Here is a 15,307-nt window from a genome sequence, read left to right on the forward strand (position 1 = left end):
CCACCAGGTGATGATGTCATTCGCGCCTGATGCCGCCGTGAGACAGATGCCGCCGTGAGACAAGAGAGACCTCTGATGTCCGCCAAGCCCTCCGTGCTGTTCGTCTGTGTCCACAACGCCGGCCGTTCCCAGATGGCCGCCGCGTGGCTGACCCACCTGGCCGGGGACCGCGTCGAGGTCCGTTCCGCCGGCTCCAACCCCGGTGCCAACGTCAACCCGGCCGCCGTCGAGGCCATGGCCGAGGTCGGCATCGACATCTCCGCCGAGGTCCCGAAGATGCTCACGGTCGACGCCGTGAAGGAATCGGACGTCTGCATCACCATGGGCTGCGGCGACACCTGCCCCGTCTTCCCCGGTAAGCGGTACCTGGACTGGCAACTGGAGGACCCGGCAGGCCAGGGCGTCGAGGCCGTACGTCCGATCCGGGACGAGATCAAGGTGCTGGTCGAGGGCCTGATCAAGGAGATCGCGCCGGAGCCCCAGGCATGAGCGGCACGGCGACGGACATCCGGAACGTCATCGTCATCGGCTCCGGCCCGCCGGATACACCGCCGCCCTCTACACCGCCCGCGCTTCACTGAAGCCACTGGTCTTCGAGGGCGCGGTCACGGCCGGCGGCGCGCTGGTACAGACGACCGAGGTGGAGAACTTCCCCGGCTTCCGCGACGGCATCATGGGCCCCGAGCTGATGAAGAACATGCGGGCCCAGGCCGAGCGGTTCGGCGCGCGCGCAGGCGCTGGCGGGCGAAGCGTTCGGCGATGAGCGGCCAGACGGCCATGGGCTTCTTCCAGTACTTGGCTGGAGACAACGCCGTGGCCTGGTCCGGCGGATCCGAGCCCGGATTCGAGGTCAACCCGTCAGCCATCGCCGCAATGAGCGGGCGCGGCATCGACATCTCCCGCGAGTTCGCCAAGCCCTGGACCGACGAGGTCGTGCGCGCCGCCGACGTCGTCGTCAGCATGGGCTGCGGCGACGCCTGCCCGGTCTTCCCCGGCAAGCGGTACCTCGACTGGGCCCTGGACGACCCCGCAGGCAGGACCGTCGAAGATGTCCGCCCGATCCGTGACGAGATCGAGCGCCGCGTTCGCGGACTCCTCGACGACCTCGGCGTCCCTGCACAACACTGACCGCACACAGAGCGGATGGAGAGCGGCCCCTCGGCCTGAGTCCCGAAAGCCGACTGCTCGTTCCCGACAGGCTCGCCACGTACTCGGCCCGTCTCGGAACGTCGCCGAGACAGGCTGCTGGATGACTCGACGGTGAGGGAGGTCGGCGGTGGCCGGCCTCCCCTCTCCCTGCGGCGCCCGTTACCGGTCAGCGCAGGCGCAGCGCCGCACGGATGGGTCGCGAACAGGTCCGTCTGGGCGCCATCGCGCCCCACTTGTCGACAGCGGAATCAAGGCGGCGTCAGCCGCGATAGTGGCCTGCCATCCGCACAGCACAAGCTCCAACGCATCCGCTGACCCAGGCATCGCAGGTGCGTGACCAGCACTTTCCCGAGAAGCTGCAGTCGGCCAAGGCGTCGCGGCCCCACTGCAGCGGGAGCCCGGTTCACCGGACCACCCGTCGCCTTCCAGCTGAGCGCCCACCCGCACGCAGCCTCCGCGACGACCGAGTGGAGTTGGTGGCCACGCCTCCTCGGTGGATCTCCCTACCCTTTGAGTGACGTCGTTCGGTCTCATCTCCCTGTTGCGGTGCTGTCGCCCTCTGCCATACACCTCTCTAGACGACCGGTCTACTCAGGTGCTACAGTTCCTACATGCCGGTCACCGCGCGCACCACAGACACCCGTCGGATCATCCTCGACACCGCCCAGCAGATCATGGCCCGCAAGGGCTACTCGGCTGTCGGCATCAATGAGGTACTCGCGGAGGCCGGCGTGCCGAAAGGGTCCTTCTATCACTACTTCGCCTCGAAGGACGCTTTCGGTGAAGCTCTCCTGAAGAGCTACTTCGCGGACTACCTCGCGGACATGGACCGCATCCTCGCCCAGCCCGGCCAGTCGTCGGCCGAGCGACTGATGACCTACTGGCAGCGGTGGCGGGAGACGCAGAGCGTCGAGGAGTGCCAGGGCAAGTGCCTGGCCGTGAAACTCGGCGCCGAGGTCGCGGACCTGTCCGAGTCGATGCGCCTGGCCCTGAAGGAAGGCACGAGCGCCATAGTCGACCGCATCGAGCGCACGATCACCAGCGGCCTGGAGGACGGCTCCCTCTCGGTCGACGATGATCCCCGCGAGGTCGCGCAGGCCCTGTACGACATGTGGCTCGGCGCGAGCGTCATGGCCAAGATCCACCGCAGCCTGGCCCCGCTCGACACCGTCACGGCGGTGACCCGCAAGCTGCTGCACCCGTAGACCCGCACCCCATGCCCGATCCGGTCACGGGGACCCCGTTTCAGTCATAATAGTAGACTGGTCTACTTACTCCCCAAGGAGTGTGTGTCATGAAGGTTCTGATCGTTCTCACCTCGCACGACGAGCTGGGCGACACCGGCCGCAAGACCGGGTTCTGGCTGGAGGAACTGGCGGCGCCGTACTACCGCTTCAAGGAGGCCGGCTGGCAGATCACGCTCGCCTCACCCAAGGGCGGGCAACCGCCGCTGGACCCCAAGAGCAACGAACCCGGCTTCCAGACCGACGACACCCGGCGCTTCGAGGCCGATGCGGAGGCCACCAAGGCCCTGGCCAACACCGTGCGCCTGGACTCCGTCTCGGCCGCCGACTTCGACACGGTCTTCTACCCCGGCGGGCACGGACCGCTGTGGGACCTCGCCGAGGACACCGACTCCGCCAGGCTGATCGAAACGACCCTCCGCTCGGGCAAGCCGGTCGGACTGGTGTGCCACGCACCCGGCGCCCTGCGGCACACCGTGAACGAGGACGGCACCCCGCTGGTCGCGGGCAAGAACGTCACCGGCTTCACCAACAGTGAGGAGGAGGCGGTCCAGCTCACCGAGGTCGTGCCCTTCCTGGTCGAGGACGAGCTCACCAAGCTCGGCGGTCTCTACTCCAAGACCGACGACTGGCACCCCTACGTGCTGCAGGACGGTCTGCTGATCACCGGGCAGAACCCGGCCTCCTCCGCCCCCGCAGCCGACGCCCTGATCGAGCTGGTCACCAAGGACGGCGTGTGAGCGCCTACGTCGTCATGCTCCGCGAACGCGTGAGTGACCCGGCCGAGCTGGCCCTCTACGCCAGCTCGGCCCGGGCGGCCCGGACAGGCCACCAGATCACACCCGTCGTCGGATACGGAGCGATCCAAACCCTTGAGGGCACAGCGTTCGACGGGGTACTGATCCACCGCTTCCCCAGCGTCAAGGACGCACGGGCCTGGTACGACAGCCCCGCCTACCAGGCAGCACTGCCCCACCGCCAAGCCGGCGCCGACTACCGCGTGTTCATCGTCGAAGGAATCGACGACACCCAGGCCCCCTGAGACTGCTGGTCCGGCGGCCACCCGCACCCTCCCTCCTCCACCGACGGAGACACCCCCCATGCCCGGAGCCGTCACCCCACTGACGACGCCGCGCCACTGAGCCGGTCGGCGCCCACCGCGGATTCGGCCGGTCCGAAGCCCCGAGGCAGGGAGCCGGCCGGGCAACGCGCAGGCGCTCCGCTGCACAGGCGACGCCGTGACCAGATGCCAGACACCCAGCTTTCCACCCTGCTGATGCCACCCATGGACCGCGAAGGGTCTCGGCGGCGATGACGCCGCGGACCTGGCGCCGAAGATGCCGCCGCCCGATCCGGCAGCACCGTGCCAGGACTTTTTTTCAGAAAGGGCCCTTTCGTGACTCTCACCCTCGAACGAGCTTCGGTTGAACGCCGACTTCCCGGACCCGCACCGTGGCTCATAGCACTCCAGGGGGCCGCAGCGCTGGCCGCCAGCAACGGCGTCGGCCGCTTCGTCTACACCCCGATCCTGCCGCTGATGCACGACCAGGCCGGCCTCTCGGCCACGAGCGGGGCAGACCTGGCGACAGCCAACTATGTCGGCTACCTGACCGGCGCGCTGGCCGGCAGCTTCGCGCCCCGGCTGGTCCGCTCGCGCCCGGTGATGCGTGCCTCGATGATCGCGATGGCTGCCTCGCTCGCCCTGATGCCACTCACGCAGGACGTCACGGCCTGGTCAGCGTTGCGTCTCATCGCCGGGTTCACCAGCGCGCTCGCCTTCGTCTACGCGGTCGGAGCGCTTCTGTCCGGACTGCGTCGATCGGCCCCACACCTGATCGGCTGGGGATTCGGCGGCATCGGCGCCGGCATCGTGCTCTCAGGACTGCTGGTCCTGGCCGTCCGCGAGGTCTCGACCTGGCGTACGGCGTGGTGGATCGCGACCGTCCTCACGCTGCTGCTGACCGCCGCCTCATGGAAACTCGACCCGCCGGCCCCGCAGTCAGCCGGCGCGAAGGCGAAGACCCGCCCCCGTACCCACCGCTGGTTCGCCGCGCTGGCGCTCAGCTACACCCTCGAAGGCATCGGCTACATCATCGCCGGCACCTTCCTCGTCGCCTCGATCACCCAGGACGCCCCCGGCTGGGTCGGCGCGGGGGCGTGGGTCGTCGTCGGACTGGCCGCGATCCCCGGTTCGGTGTTGTGGACGGCCCTGGCCCGGCGGTGGAGCCGCCCCACCCTGCTGGCGTCGGCTCTGATGCTCCAGGCCGCCGGTATCGCCCTGACCGGCCTGGTTCCCGGCAGCGCCGGCGCGCTCGTCGCAGCGGCCGCCTTCGGCGGCACGTTCGTGGGGATCACCTCCCTGGCACTGGCCCTCGGTGAGCACCTCCAGGTGCCGCGAGCCGTCGCACTGTTGACGGCGGGCTACGGGATCGGGCAGATCATCGGCCCCCTGATCTCCCAGCCGCTGCTGGGAACCGGCTACTCGGCAGCCCTGCTGCTGGCAAGCGTCGTCCTGGCTGCCGCGACCGTGGCGGCCGCAGCGCTCAGGGTCCGCTACCCGCACCGGCTGGGCCACATGATCGAACCCTCCCGCCTGACACGGAACCTGCCCCCCATGGCGCCCCTGACAGGCCCATGATCCCCACCCGTGATCATGGAGATCCTGCGTCACACCCAGCAGCCAGACCCGGCAGTACGTACAGGGTCGATCTCACCTCTCGAAGGACGCCATGCGTCGCATGGGCGACACCTTCATGCCCGGCCCGGAACCCGCCCCGGAGCCTCAGCCGGAACTCCGCCCCAGTGTCTGGGCTGGGCTCAGAAAGAGCCGCCTTCGGGATTCGAACCCGAGACCTACTACGAGGACTGCGGGGATCATGGTGGGTGGTGTCGGCGCGTGCCGTGCGGTGCTGTTTGCGCAGATCAGCACCTCGCGGCAGGTTGCCCAGTCCGGGTCCTCGGTGGCCCATGCCGCGCCGTCCCCTTCCCGCATCGCTCACGCACCGCGGCCCACCTCACCGAAGCCGTCCTCCATGGCGCGACGCCGCAGCGGCGGGCGGCGGCGGCCAAGGGGCAAGCCCGAGCGTCAGGCCGGCGCAGAAGAAGCGTCAGCTGGAGCGCGATTTCTCACCTCCGGTAGGATAAGGACCATGAGTGGTAGCAAGAAGTACTCCATCAGCCTCCCCGAAGACCTCGCCGAGACCGTACGCAGCCACGTGGGCCCAGGCGGCTTCTCCGCCTACGTGGCCGAGGCCCTGGAGCAGCGTGTAGCCATGGACAAGCTTCGTGAGATCGTCGCCGACTTCGAGACCGACAACGACCCGCTGTCCCGGGAAGAGATCGAAGCGGCCCGCGCCGTACTGCGCCATGATCAGCGCGACTCGAGCGGTGCCGCAGCCTGATGCCCGGCACACTCCTCCTCGACAGCGAGGGCCTGTCCAAGCTCTACCTCAAGGACCGCACCGTCGTGGCTCTCGTCCAAGCAGCCTCGGAAGAAGGCACCCGAGTGGCCACGACCGCCATGACCACGCTCGAGGCGGACTACGAGCGCATCCACCCCGCCCGCATCCGGTGGGTACTCTCCCGGATCGACGTCCATGACGTCACCAAGAGCGTCACCGACCAAGCGGCAGCACTGTTGCGCAACCACCACCTCAGCGGCCACAAGTACGCCATCGACGCCGTCCTTGCGGCCATTGCACGCTCGGCGCCAAGACCAGTCATCGTCCTCACCTCCGACCCTGAGGACATCAGTCTGCTCTGTGGACCCGCCGTCGAGGTCATCAAAACCTGACGCGTACAGATCGCGGGCACACCCGCTCACGCATGACACAGCGCAAACCCTCGACAACGCACGGCAATCAGTCACCTGTGCCACCCCGTGATGCATGGTCCAAATGCGTCTGTCCACCGGCTGTCCACCGACAGGGCCGCTTGGTCGACCGCCTCCCGCCACCCCATCGCTTCCGGTGAAACCCCCGACAGGGGCGGGCGACCGCACGGCAGGTCACCGTGAACGCCACACCCTCCATCCATGACGGAACCTACGATCGAAACGATATCTGTCACAGCCGACGACTGGTATCATTTTGCTGGAAGAAGTACCTCCGAGAGGATCACCACATGGCCAGAACCGTCATCGACCTCGATGAAGACATGGTCACCGAGGCCATGCGTATCTTCGGGACCAAAACGAAGGCCAAAGCCGTCCGCCTCGCCATGGAAGACGCCGTCAAGAGACACCTGCGGCAGGAGGGCTTCGACGCCATGGAGGCCGGCGAGCTCGACTTCAGTGAGATCGTCGAGAACACCGGGCCCCGCAACGCAGACGGCTCCCTCAAGCACAACGGCGACCGCGACGGAGGCCGGGCCGCCTGATGCAGGACCGCTACCTGATCGACAAGTCGGCCCTCGCCCGCTGGACGAAGCCGAGCGTCAAGGAGGTGCTCAAGCCTCTGCACGAGCGCTACCTCCTCGCCGTATGCCAGCCCACCGAGTTCGAGATGATCCACTCCGCCCGGGACAGCTCGGAAGCAACACGGATCAGCACCTGGCTCCACGCCTTCGACTACCTCCGCGCCGACGACGACACCTTCACCCGCGCTCTCGAGATCCAGCGCCATGCCCTCGACTCAGGCTTCCACCGCGCTCTGTCCCTCCCCGATCTGCTGATCGCCGCCACAGCGGAACTGCACCGGCGAACGGTCCTCCACTACGACGGCGACTTCGACATGATCGCCTCCCTCACCGGCCAACCCACCGAATGGGTCGTACCGCCCGGCAACGCCGACCGTTGAGCAGACCGGCTGTCTGTCGGGAGAGGTCGGCGAGGGCGAGATCCAACGGGAACGGGACAGAGGTGGGCAACGAGTCGCGGTGACCGCCGGTGGCCACGTGCACCCGGATGGCGTCGTCGAAGCTCGTAGGTGAGCACGACCGGCAGACCTGATTCACCCTCGATGCGCCACAGATGGGGGACCCCGGCGTCGGCATAGAGCCCCGGCTTGTTCTGGCCCAGCCTGGCGCCATAGGCCGTGATCACCGCCTGGATACGGGTCGTTGAGCGTCTGTGGCCTGGAGTCTTCGGGGGCGGGCTGCCTGGACGGGGCGACGCCCTGGCAGGTCGCCTCAGCCGACGAACCGGTTCCGGCCGGGGCGTAGCTTCGCGACGAGGCCGCCGAGCCGGAAACCGCAGTCATCCGTTCCGCAGCGACATCAGCCATGCCAGGTCGGCCGCCGCCTGACGGCGGACCGTCTGCTCACGGGTGAACAACTCCTGGGTCTTCGTCAGCACCAGCGTGTACGGGCGCCCCTGCCGCCTGGTCTGGTGGCGCACCGGCAACTCGGCCGAGTCGATCCTCGTGTGCACATGCCGTCGCCCGTCCTTCGCCAGTGGCCATTCGAGGACCCGCCGCGACCGGGACCCGAGGAAGGCGCCGAGAACACCGCACAGCTCGCAGCCGCACCCGGCCCAGGCCACTGCCCAGTCGTCGGCAGCGCGCGGCGGCCGCTCGCACACCGAGCGGAGCCGGTCCGCGCAGTCCCGGGCGATGACGTCGAGCCCCGCCGCACCCCACTCGGCCGACGTGCTCGCCTCAGCGGCGTGGCGCAGCAGCGGCATCAGGCACTCGAGTACCGTGTCCCCGCGTTCGCGCAGCACTGCCAGGATCCCGTCCCGCAGATCTTCGTCGGCCGCCGCCAGGACGTGTCGCAGCGGCAGAGTCAGCTGCTGCAGCCGCGCACGGCGGATCTCGGCAGGCCCGGTCGTTGTCCACAGCCGCAGACCGCTGTCCACCGCGGCCCAGACGCCGGCGGACAGCAGCCGTGCCACCGCCGACGCCCGATGCGCACGCAGCGCCGTGCACAGCTCCGGCAACCGCTCGGTCCACTCGTACTGCTGCGACGGGAGGCGGTGCTCCGAGGCGAACCAGGCGTCGACAACCGGGCCCATCCACCCGGTCCCGTACCGCTCCGCAACCGCGGCGAGTCCGTCCGCGTGCTCCGGGTCCAGCGCACCCGCCTGGAACGGCTCCAGCAGCATCGCCGCGGTCTCGGCCGCATCCAGTCCTGCGGCCACCCGCAACGCGCAGTCCAGCAGCTCGGGTTGCGGACGGGTGCTCTTCCAGAACGGTGCGAGGGACTGGGCCTGGTCGCGCGCCTTGTCGAGGTCGCCCCGCGCGATACCGGCGCGCAGTTCCTCCAGGGCCCACCGCGATCCGGCCTCGCCGCGTGCCGCGAAGGCCCGCTCGCGCGGCCACACGACGACCGCGGCCCGCCGGTACCACCGGTCCAGTGTGTTGCCGTAGTTGCCCATGTAGCCCTCGTACTGGGAGTCGTAGGGCGTCAGGTCCGCGTTCGCGGTGCTCGCGCACACCTCGTAGTCGTGAACCCGCAACGAGATCGGCTCGCCACCGGTGCCGTCCGAACCGGTCCACCAGCCCAGGGTGATCTCGTCGTCGACCAGCTCCTGGAGGACGTAGCCCCCGTCCTCACCCGCATCGCCGCTCTCCTCCTCATCATCCTCGTCGTACCCGTAGTCGTCCCAGGGATCGTCCCTCTCGGGATACGCATCCCAGGTCTCCTTCACCTCGGCCAGCGCAAGCACCGACTCGCACCCGGCCTGCCCGGCAGCGGCGCGCAGCAGAGCGGCACGCCCCACGTCGGCGCCCTTGAGCCGCTCCCAGCTCAGGCCCCGCTGGGTGTACTCGTGATCGAGCAGGTACACGAGCCGGGTCGGCGGGTCCAACTCGCGGGTGCCGTAGCGCGGTTTGGCGGGCGAGCCGAAGTGCCGGCCCAGACTGTGTGCAAGCTCCGCCAGCGGTCCGGACGCCTCCGTCGAAGTCCCCGGCTCGGCGAGCAGGTTGAAGGTGAGCGTCACCCGGTACCCGGATCGGACCGGAGTGACCTGGTGCCGGCAGTCGGCATAGAAGGCGACGAGAGTCAGATCCGTCTTCGAGGCGCGGTAGGCGCGCTCCTGCCCGGCGTGCTCGACGACCAGTTCTCCCCCCGTGTGCGCCGAAGGCAGGGAGAGCACCAGCGTGCCCACCATCGCGTCGTCCTTCTCCGAATCCTGGTGCGGAAGGAAGAACTGTCCCTTGCCGTACACCAGCATCGCGTGCGGCTCGGCCCACAGCCGGGTCGCCGACGGGAGACCGAGAGCGTCCCGGAAATGCTCCAGCGCGCCGCCCAGCAGCGACGACCAGGAGGGACCGGCAAGACTGAGCTGATCCGGCAAGATCTGCCAGGTGTCGCGCACACTGGTGTCGCTCAGCGTCTGTTCGCCCCGCCCGAACAACGCCGGCCGTGCCACCGAGATCAGCCGCTTCACCTGTGGCGCCCGCAAGGGAAGACGCACCGGCCCGACCCCGACCACCTCAAGGCCCAGGCCGGCCACCGGCGCCTCCAGCCGGGCGCTGAAAGCCCCCGCCGCCTTCGCCCCGCCGAGCAGACCAGCCAGCCGGTCCCTCGGTGCCGCCACCACACGCCTGCCCTCCGCCGCCCCCTGCGGGGCCGTCGTTCTCGGCCCGATCCTACGAACCCGACGGCACCGCCAGGACCGTAACCGTGGACGGGGCCCCGAACGAGGGAACACATCCAGGTCCCGTGAGATGAGCCGCAGCGCCTGTCGAACGTCTGCACGGATGTGAGCGAGTACCATTACCACGAGTTCCAGGCCATCGACCGACCGCTGACGAAGGACGAGCTCGAAGGGGTGCGAGCGCTGTCGAGACGGGCCCGGATCAGCGCGACGCACTTCGTCAATGAGTACCACTACGGCAACTTCCGCGGCGATGAGCGCAAACTGATGGAGCAGGTGTATGACGCCCACCTGTACGTCGCCAACTGGGGCTCGCGGCGCCTGATGCTGCGTCTGCCCACCACACTGCTACCCGCCCGCAGCGCCGAACCGTACTGCGCGGAAGACGCCTTGACCTGCTGGACCAGGAAAGGGCACCTGCTGCTCGACTTCTCCTACGAGGCCGAGGACGGCGGCGAGTGGGACTTCGAGACCTCCTTCACCCTCGCCTCCTTCACCACCCTGCGAACCGAACTCGCCGCAGGCGACCTGCGCCCCCTCTAGCTGGCCTGGCTGTCCGCACTCACCCGCTGGGCGCTGGAGGAGGACGTCGACGAGGACGAGTACACCTCCGCCCTCGAGCCGCCCGTACCCACCGGTCTCGCCCACCTCACCGGCCCGCAAAAGAGCTTGGCCGACTTCCTTCACGTCGACCCACACCTGCTCACCGCGGCCGCCCACGCCAGCGGTGCCGCCCCTTCCCAGGCAGTCGACAAGGACGCACTCGCCACCTGGATCCGCGCCCTGCCGCAACGAGAGAAGGATGCCCTGCTGCTGGACGCCGCCCTGGGCACCGCCCCGCAACCGGGCCCCGCTCTGCTGGCCCGCCACCGCGCCGCGTCCCGCGGTACGGCCGAACCGTCCACCGCCACCCGGCGCCGCTCAGCCGCGGAGCTCCTCGACGCCGCCTACGAGGTGCGCACCGAGCACACACGGCAGCAGGAACAGGCCCGCGCCCAGGCCCGCCGGGCCGAACAGCGAGCTCGCGAGAGCCACCTGGACCGCCTGACCGAGAACACCCAGCAAGCCTGGCAGGACATCGCCCACCTGATCGGGCAGAAGCAGCCCGGCCCCTACGACACCGCTGTCACCCTCCTGAAGGATCTCCGCGAGATCCACGACCGGGCGGGCACCCCCGAGGAGTTCACCCGGCGCCTTGACAACCTGCGCGAGCAGCACCGCGGCAAGCCCTCACTGATGCGCCGCCTCACCGACGCCGGCCTGACGCCCCGCTGAGATGACTGATTCCCATCCAAGGGGTCAGTGATCACAGGCGGGCAGTGAGCGCAGGACTGGCTGTCCGGTGTGGTCGTCGTGCCGTGATCGCGACGGTCAGCGCGAGGATGCGCTGCATGACGCGGACGGGCAATAGCCCTCCTCCGTCAGCCAGGCGCGGGCCCGGCCGCGCTGTCGCTCATCGTTGAGCCGGTGGTACCGACGCCAGGCGCGCTCGTCCCGAGCGAGGACGTCCTTGAAGCGTCGGAAGGCGCCCCGCCCGGTGATGGCGATCCGCAGCCGGTCGGCGAGGGCGACGTCGCCGAGCCCGTCGATGAACAACTCCATGTCCCGGTAGCCGGCCCGGGAACCCAGAGCCGGCACGTACAGCCATCGCTCGGGATCGTCCGCCTCCTCGGCCTCAAGCCCGGTCCCCAACTCGTCTGTGAACGCCGGCCGGCATTCCCCGGTGGACAGGTCGATCCGGCCACCCGTCTCAGCCAGGTCGCCCTCCAGCAGCATGGCCAGCATCTCCAGATCGACCGCGAGCGGGCGCAGGAGGGGAATCGCCGCATCTCCCATGGCCGTTCGCAACTGGTGCGCCAGTTCCTCGTCGCCCCGGAACCCGCGCTCCTGGAGTTCGCCGACAAACGAGGCCGCCATCTCCGCAGCCCCCGGCAGGCCCCGCGCCGCGGCCCCGGCCACACCATCGCCGGCCAACTGCAGCACCTCACGCACGGTTCCACGACGCAACGCGGCAAGCAGCGCCACCCCGTCCTGAGCCTGGAGCGCGCCTCGCACGGCTCGCAGCCCGCCCTCGTCCCAGCCCTCGGCCATGACTCCGACGGTAGCGCGCGCCACCGGGGACGTACGGCGCCGGGTCCACCGGCTTTCCCCCCGACACCGTGCCGGTGCCGGTCTCACCCGGCACCCTCATGAGCAGGCGGTCATGCCCTGCTCAGCGGTGCCGCTTGCGGCCACTCTTGCCGGCGGTGCGCCGACGCTTCCAGGCGCGGCCGAGTCGGGCTGCGGGAGTACGCAGTGCCCGGGCCGCGAGCTGCCCGAGCTCTTCGAGTCCGGCCCGATCCGGGTGCGCGGAGTCCAGCACGGCGGCAACCGCGTCCCTGACCTCGGAGCCCTGAGCACGCAGCACCTCCTCGGCGCCGTCCCCGCCGCCCGCCAGTTCCACGAGCTGGAGCAGGTTCTCGGCGAGCAGCAGCAGCTGCTCGGCATCGGTCATGTCCTCGGGGGACAGCAGCTCATGGTGCGTCAGCGCGGTCAGCACGAGCGGCGCCAGCGCTGCGTCGCCGCGCAGCCCGCGCAGCAGCCGCTCGCCCTCACCGTCCGGCAACGCCACCAGCAGTACGGCGAGCATCGCCTGCGCACGCACCCGGAAGGGCATGGACCGTACGGCTTCGACGAGTCGCCGCAGCGCGGCATCCCGCTCGCCGCGGGCCGCGATCCAGCCGGCCAGCTCCACGCGGGCGGCATCCGGGTCGTAGTCCTCGGAGAGCACACCCAGCAGGCCGGTCGCCGACGCCTGGGCCAGCTCGCCGACCAGCGGTGCGTCCCTGCCGACCGCCAGCAGCCGCTGCCGTACCGCCCGGGTGCCCAGCTCGGTGAGACGGATGAGCTCCACCGGCCCGGCGGTCAGCTCCTCACGCAGGCGTCGGTCACGTTCCTGTGCCGTCGGGTCCGGCGCTACCCCTGCGGAGCCCAGCAGCTCCGCGAGCTCCGGCGGCATGCCCTCAGGCAACTCGGATTCAGCGGAAAGGTCGACCTCGAGGAACACCGGATCGGTCATCCCCCGCTCACGCTCGATCGCGCCCAGTTCCACCATCGTGTCAAGCACCGTGCGCAGGTCCCGGTCGGCGTGCTCGAACCACATCCGGTGCTGGACGTCCGAACCACCGTCCAGCTGGAAACGGGCCCGGTAGGCCAGGTGAACGGAGTCACGCAGCCGCGGCCAGGGCATCGGGTACGGCAGGCTGTAGACCGTGTTCAGCACGTCCTCCAGCACATCCTCGTACGCATCGAAGAGCATCGACTCCACATGCCAGCCACTTCGCGCACCAATCAGGGCCTGCCGCAACTCGAAACACGCCTCGAAAGCACGGAGCCACAGCTGCAGCGGGTCGGCCAGCACCGGCCGGGCCCTGGCAACCGCACACAACCGCCCCTTGACCACCCGGACCAGCCGCGCCTTCTTCGCCCACTCCACCAGCAGCCCCAGCCGCGGCAGATCGGCCGACGAGCGCACCCCCTCGGCCTTGTCGCCTGTACCCAGCACGTCCACCAGCTCGCGGGCATCGGCCATCCGCAGCCGCCCCGCCTCCGTCACCGCGCGGCCGTCGCGCCCCGCCCACTCCGCGAGCCCGCGCAACTGCACCACGATCGCCGAGGCCTCGGCCCGTCGGCGCAGCTCGTCGTCCGGGGGCAGCACTACGGGCAATTGCGGCTCGGCCCGAGCCACACTGGACAGAGCACGGCCGGTCAACCGCCGTTCCATGACCATGTCCAGGGCCTGCTGGTCGTAGGCGGCCTCCCCGCGCTGAGCACGCTCCGCGAACCGCTGCAACGCCGCCCCGTCCAGGACATCCACGCCCTGCTCGGCGGCTGTCATCGCCCAGAACTTCGCCAAACCCCAGCGGGTGCGGTCCGCCATCGCCCCCGGATACAGCTCCGCCACCGCGTCGACCGCTGCGAGGGAGTCCTCAAGTGCGGGGCCGCGCGGATCCGCCAACCGCGCGGCGTGCAGATAGCGCAGCAGCGTACGCAACGTGCCCGGGGCGTCGCCGCGTTCCTCGCCGGGAAGTTCAGTGATGGTCTCCGGCAGCCAGCAGAGCAGCAGCTCCTCCACATGCCGCGGCTCCCACAGCCCCAACCGACCGTCGGCGGTGGCCCGGTGGCGGTAGTCCAGCGCCGCCTCGGCCATGAACCCGTCCACCGGCAGCCCCTGCTCCCCGGCCCACTGGACCAGCCTGTCGACCAGCAGCCCGCACGCCGCCTCGAACTCCTCCTCGGCCCCGGCTTCGCACCGCATCCGCATGGAAACCCGCCCAACCTGTCCTCAGCACTTTCTGCCGCGCCACGCTACCGCCGAACAGCGACGCACAACGTGGCCGGGGACGAGCGGCCAGCCACCGGCCAGGAGTATGGTCACGTATTGCCACGGCACGACTACGTTTCACTGAACCGAAGCGCAATGAAGAGCCCGGGTGCGGAGGTGTGCGAGGACCCTTTCCGCCGACTCGCGAGAGACCCACCGTCGGACGCCCGACCGCCGAGTCCGACCCAAGGGGCCGACTGCCGACGGATCGCCCGCGCCGGATGTGAGATCTGTCGCGACCGGACAGTCCCCACGATGCCGATCGCTCCATCTGAGACCCGTGGATTTCACCCGTCGACACAGGGGCAGAGAGAGTCCTGACGGAGCGTGACGCACGGCTGTCCACCGGTTGTCCACGGACCCTTTGCGCCACCATGATCCATCCCCTACCAGCGGATAAAAGACCAGGTCAGAACCTTTGATAGTCGACCTCGTCACAGAAAATGAACCTCCGACCTACGCATTACGAGACCGTGAGCGATTGTGTTGCCCGATGTTTCGCCGTGCCGCGTAGCGACGTTGTGCCTGATCAGAGAACATGCAACAGGTTGACCCGCGCCGGCCGATGCTGCACCGTCCAAAGGCGTCCGGCCACCGGCTGGCCACCGGGAAGGCCACCGCCGGTGGCAAGAAGCAGGATCACCGAGGTTGTAGGGCTCCCGCAGCCCCTTCGTACGCATGCCGGGTCTCCCGTAGGCCGCTCCTGAGACGGCCCCTTCCAGCGTGGCCGGCGCAGACCTCTCCGGTTGGCTGTTCCCGAGACCGTCCCTCAGGTCCCATTGAACGACTCTGTCGGGAATCTTGAGATCCGGGGTCATTTCCCTTGGCGCCACCACAGGGGCCGGGGCAGGCCGCGTACGTCGAGGTACTGCTGGAACGCGGTCGGAGGGCGAGGCCGATATTAGTGAACGGCGGGTTCTTGAGAGGGCAGTACGTGACGTGATGCCCGTTTCGGGCTTTCGGGTGGGGCTGTCGGGCTGGTCGTGGCCTGACCAGGCGGCTACGACTGTGGCT

At 69.4% G+C, this 15,307-nt stretch carries 15 protein-coding genes and 1 pseudogene; 13 read left to right on the forward strand and 3 right to left on the reverse strand.

The window, feature by feature from the left end:
- Positions 1 to 75 precede the first annotated feature (75 nt).
- The 11 genes and pseudogenes from ACLZN2_RS42325 (at position 76) to ACLZN2_RS42375 (ending at position 7,189) form a co-directional block, all read left to right on the forward strand.
- Positions 76 to 489: an arsenate reductase ArsC gene (locus ACLZN2_RS42325; RefSeq protein WP_416985093.1), complete on the forward strand. Its 414-nt coding sequence runs from the start codon at positions 76 to 78 to the stop codon at positions 487 to 489.
- Positions 486 to 727, forward strand: a pseudogene (locus ACLZN2_RS42330) (FAD-dependent oxidoreductase); the annotation flags it as partial. The gene ACLZN2_RS42325 and the pseudogene ACLZN2_RS42330, both read left to right, overlap by 4 nt.
- A 32-nt stretch (positions 728 to 759) precedes the next feature.
- Entirely contained in the window at positions 760 to 1,128 is a 369-nt protein-coding gene (locus ACLZN2_RS42335) for a phosphotyrosine protein phosphatase (protein ID WP_416985094.1), read from the forward strand.
- 632 nt (positions 1,129 to 1,760) lie between these two features.
- Positions 1,761 to 2,354: a TetR/AcrR family transcriptional regulator gene (locus ACLZN2_RS42340; RefSeq protein ID WP_416985095.1), complete on the forward strand. Its 594-nt coding sequence runs from the start codon at positions 1,761 to 1,763 to the stop codon at positions 2,352 to 2,354.
- 89 nt (positions 2,355 to 2,443) lie between these two features.
- Positions 2,444 to 3,133: a type 1 glutamine amidotransferase domain-containing protein gene (locus ACLZN2_RS42345; RefSeq protein ID WP_416985097.1), complete on the forward strand. Its 690-nt coding sequence runs from the start codon at positions 2,444 to 2,446 to the stop codon at positions 3,131 to 3,133.
- Positions 3,130 to 3,435, forward strand: a complete 306-nt coding sequence (locus tag ACLZN2_RS42350) for a DUF1330 domain-containing protein (protein WP_416985098.1) — start codon at positions 3,130 to 3,132, stop codon at positions 3,433 to 3,435. Before ACLZN2_RS42345 ends, ACLZN2_RS42350 begins: the two co-directional genes overlap by 4 nt.
- Positions 3,436 to 3,789: 354 nt before the next feature.
- On the forward strand, positions 3,790 to 5,031 hold the full coding sequence (locus ACLZN2_RS42355) for a YbfB/YjiJ family MFS transporter (protein WP_416985099.1): 1,242 nt from the start codon (positions 3,790 to 3,792) through the stop codon (positions 5,029 to 5,031).
- 511 nt (positions 5,032 to 5,542) lie between these two features.
- Positions 5,543 to 5,794, forward strand: a complete 252-nt coding sequence (locus tag ACLZN2_RS42360; RefSeq protein ID WP_416985100.1) for a hypothetical protein — start codon at positions 5,543 to 5,545, stop codon at positions 5,792 to 5,794.
- Positions 5,794 to 6,186, forward strand: coding sequence for a type II toxin-antitoxin system VapC family toxin (locus tag ACLZN2_RS42365; RefSeq protein ID WP_416985101.1), 393 nt, complete (start codon positions 5,794 to 5,796; stop codon positions 6,184 to 6,186). The genes ACLZN2_RS42360 and ACLZN2_RS42365 overlap by 1 nt, the downstream gene beginning before the upstream one ends.
- A gap of 329 nt (positions 6,187 to 6,515) precedes the next feature.
- Complete coding sequence (locus tag ACLZN2_RS42370; RefSeq protein ID WP_013001761.1) at positions 6,516 to 6,770, forward strand: type II toxin-antitoxin system VapB family antitoxin; 255 nt, start codon at positions 6,516 to 6,518, stop codon at positions 6,768 to 6,770.
- Positions 6,770 to 7,189: a PIN domain nuclease gene (locus ACLZN2_RS42375; protein ID WP_416985103.1), complete on the forward strand. Its 420-nt coding sequence runs from the start codon at positions 6,770 to 6,772 to the stop codon at positions 7,187 to 7,189. The genes ACLZN2_RS42370 and ACLZN2_RS42375 overlap by 1 nt, the downstream gene beginning before the upstream one ends.
- A gap of 398 nt (positions 7,190 to 7,587) precedes the next feature.
- Here ACLZN2_RS42375 and ACLZN2_RS42380 read toward each other — a convergent pair whose 3' ends face one another.
- Positions 7,588 to 9,870 carry a 2OG-Fe(II) oxygenase gene (locus tag ACLZN2_RS42380; RefSeq protein ID WP_416985105.1) on the reverse strand — a complete coding sequence of 761 codons (2,283 nt, stop codon included), beginning with the start codon at positions 9,868 to 9,870 and terminating at the stop codon, positions 7,588 to 7,590.
- Positions 9,871 to 10,035: 165 nt separating this feature from the next.
- Between ACLZN2_RS42380 and ACLZN2_RS42385 the strand changes: the two genes are divergently transcribed.
- Positions 10,036 to 10,473, forward strand: a complete 438-nt coding sequence (locus tag ACLZN2_RS42385) for a hypothetical protein (protein WP_416985106.1) — start codon at positions 10,036 to 10,038, stop codon at positions 10,471 to 10,473.
- Positions 10,474 to 10,599: 126 nt separating this feature from the next.
- Positions 10,600 to 11,205 carry a hypothetical protein gene (locus ACLZN2_RS42390; protein ID WP_416985107.1) on the forward strand — a complete coding sequence of 202 codons (606 nt, stop codon included), beginning with the start codon at positions 10,600 to 10,602 and terminating at the stop codon, positions 11,203 to 11,205.
- Positions 11,206 to 11,301: 96 nt separating this feature from the next.
- Here ACLZN2_RS42390 and ACLZN2_RS42395 read toward each other — a convergent pair whose 3' ends face one another.
- Positions 11,302 to 12,021, reverse strand: coding sequence for a UPF0158 family protein (locus tag ACLZN2_RS42395; RefSeq protein WP_416985108.1), 720 nt, complete (start codon positions 12,019 to 12,021; stop codon positions 11,302 to 11,304).
- Between the two features lie 121 nt (positions 12,022 to 12,142).
- Complete coding sequence (locus tag ACLZN2_RS42400; RefSeq protein ID WP_416985110.1) at positions 12,143 to 14,233, reverse strand: hypothetical protein; 2,091 nt, start codon at positions 14,231 to 14,233, stop codon at positions 12,143 to 12,145.
- Positions 14,234 to 15,307: the final 1,074 nt, after the last annotated feature.

The sequence above is a fragment of the Streptomyces sp. T028 genome (genome assembly GCF_048159505.1).
GTDB lineage: Bacteria > Actinomycetota > Actinomycetes > Streptomycetales > Streptomycetaceae > Streptomyces.

What these genes read in the sequence shown, in the direction of transcription:
- ACLZN2_RS42325 (WP_416985093.1), top strand. Translation starts at nt 76, where the DNA reads ATGTCCGCCAAGCCCTCCGTGCTGTTCGTCTGTGTCCACAACGCCGGC.
- ACLZN2_RS42335 (WP_416985094.1), top strand. Translation starts at nt 760, where the DNA reads ATGAGCGGCCAGACGGCCATGGGCTTCTTCCAGTACTTGGCTGGAGAC.
- ACLZN2_RS42340 (WP_416985095.1), top strand. Translation starts at nt 1,761, where the DNA reads ATGCCGGTCACCGCGCGCACCACAGACACCCGTCGGATCATCCTCGAC.
- ACLZN2_RS42345 (WP_416985097.1), top strand. Translation starts at nt 2,444, where the DNA reads ATGAAGGTTCTGATCGTTCTCACCTCGCACGACGAGCTGGGCGACACC.
- ACLZN2_RS42360 (WP_416985100.1), top strand. Translation starts at nt 5,543, where the DNA reads ATGAGTGGTAGCAAGAAGTACTCCATCAGCCTCCCCGAAGACCTCGCC.
- ACLZN2_RS42365 (WP_416985101.1), top strand. Translation starts at nt 5,794, where the DNA reads ATGCCCGGCACACTCCTCCTCGACAGCGAGGGCCTGTCCAAGCTCTAC.
- ACLZN2_RS42370 (WP_013001761.1), top strand. Translation starts at nt 6,516, where the DNA reads ATGGCCAGAACCGTCATCGACCTCGATGAAGACATGGTCACCGAGGCC.
- ACLZN2_RS42375 (WP_416985103.1), top strand. Translation starts at nt 6,770, where the DNA reads ATGCAGGACCGCTACCTGATCGACAAGTCGGCCCTCGCCCGCTGGACG.
- ACLZN2_RS42395 (WP_416985108.1), bottom strand. Translation starts at nt 12,021, where the DNA reads ATGGCCGAGGGCTGGGACGAGGGCGGGCTGCGAGCCGTGCGAGGCGCG.
- ACLZN2_RS42400 (WP_416985110.1), bottom strand. Translation starts at nt 14,233, where the DNA reads ATGCGGATGCGGTGCGAAGCCGGGGCCGAGGAGGAGTTCGAGGCGGCG.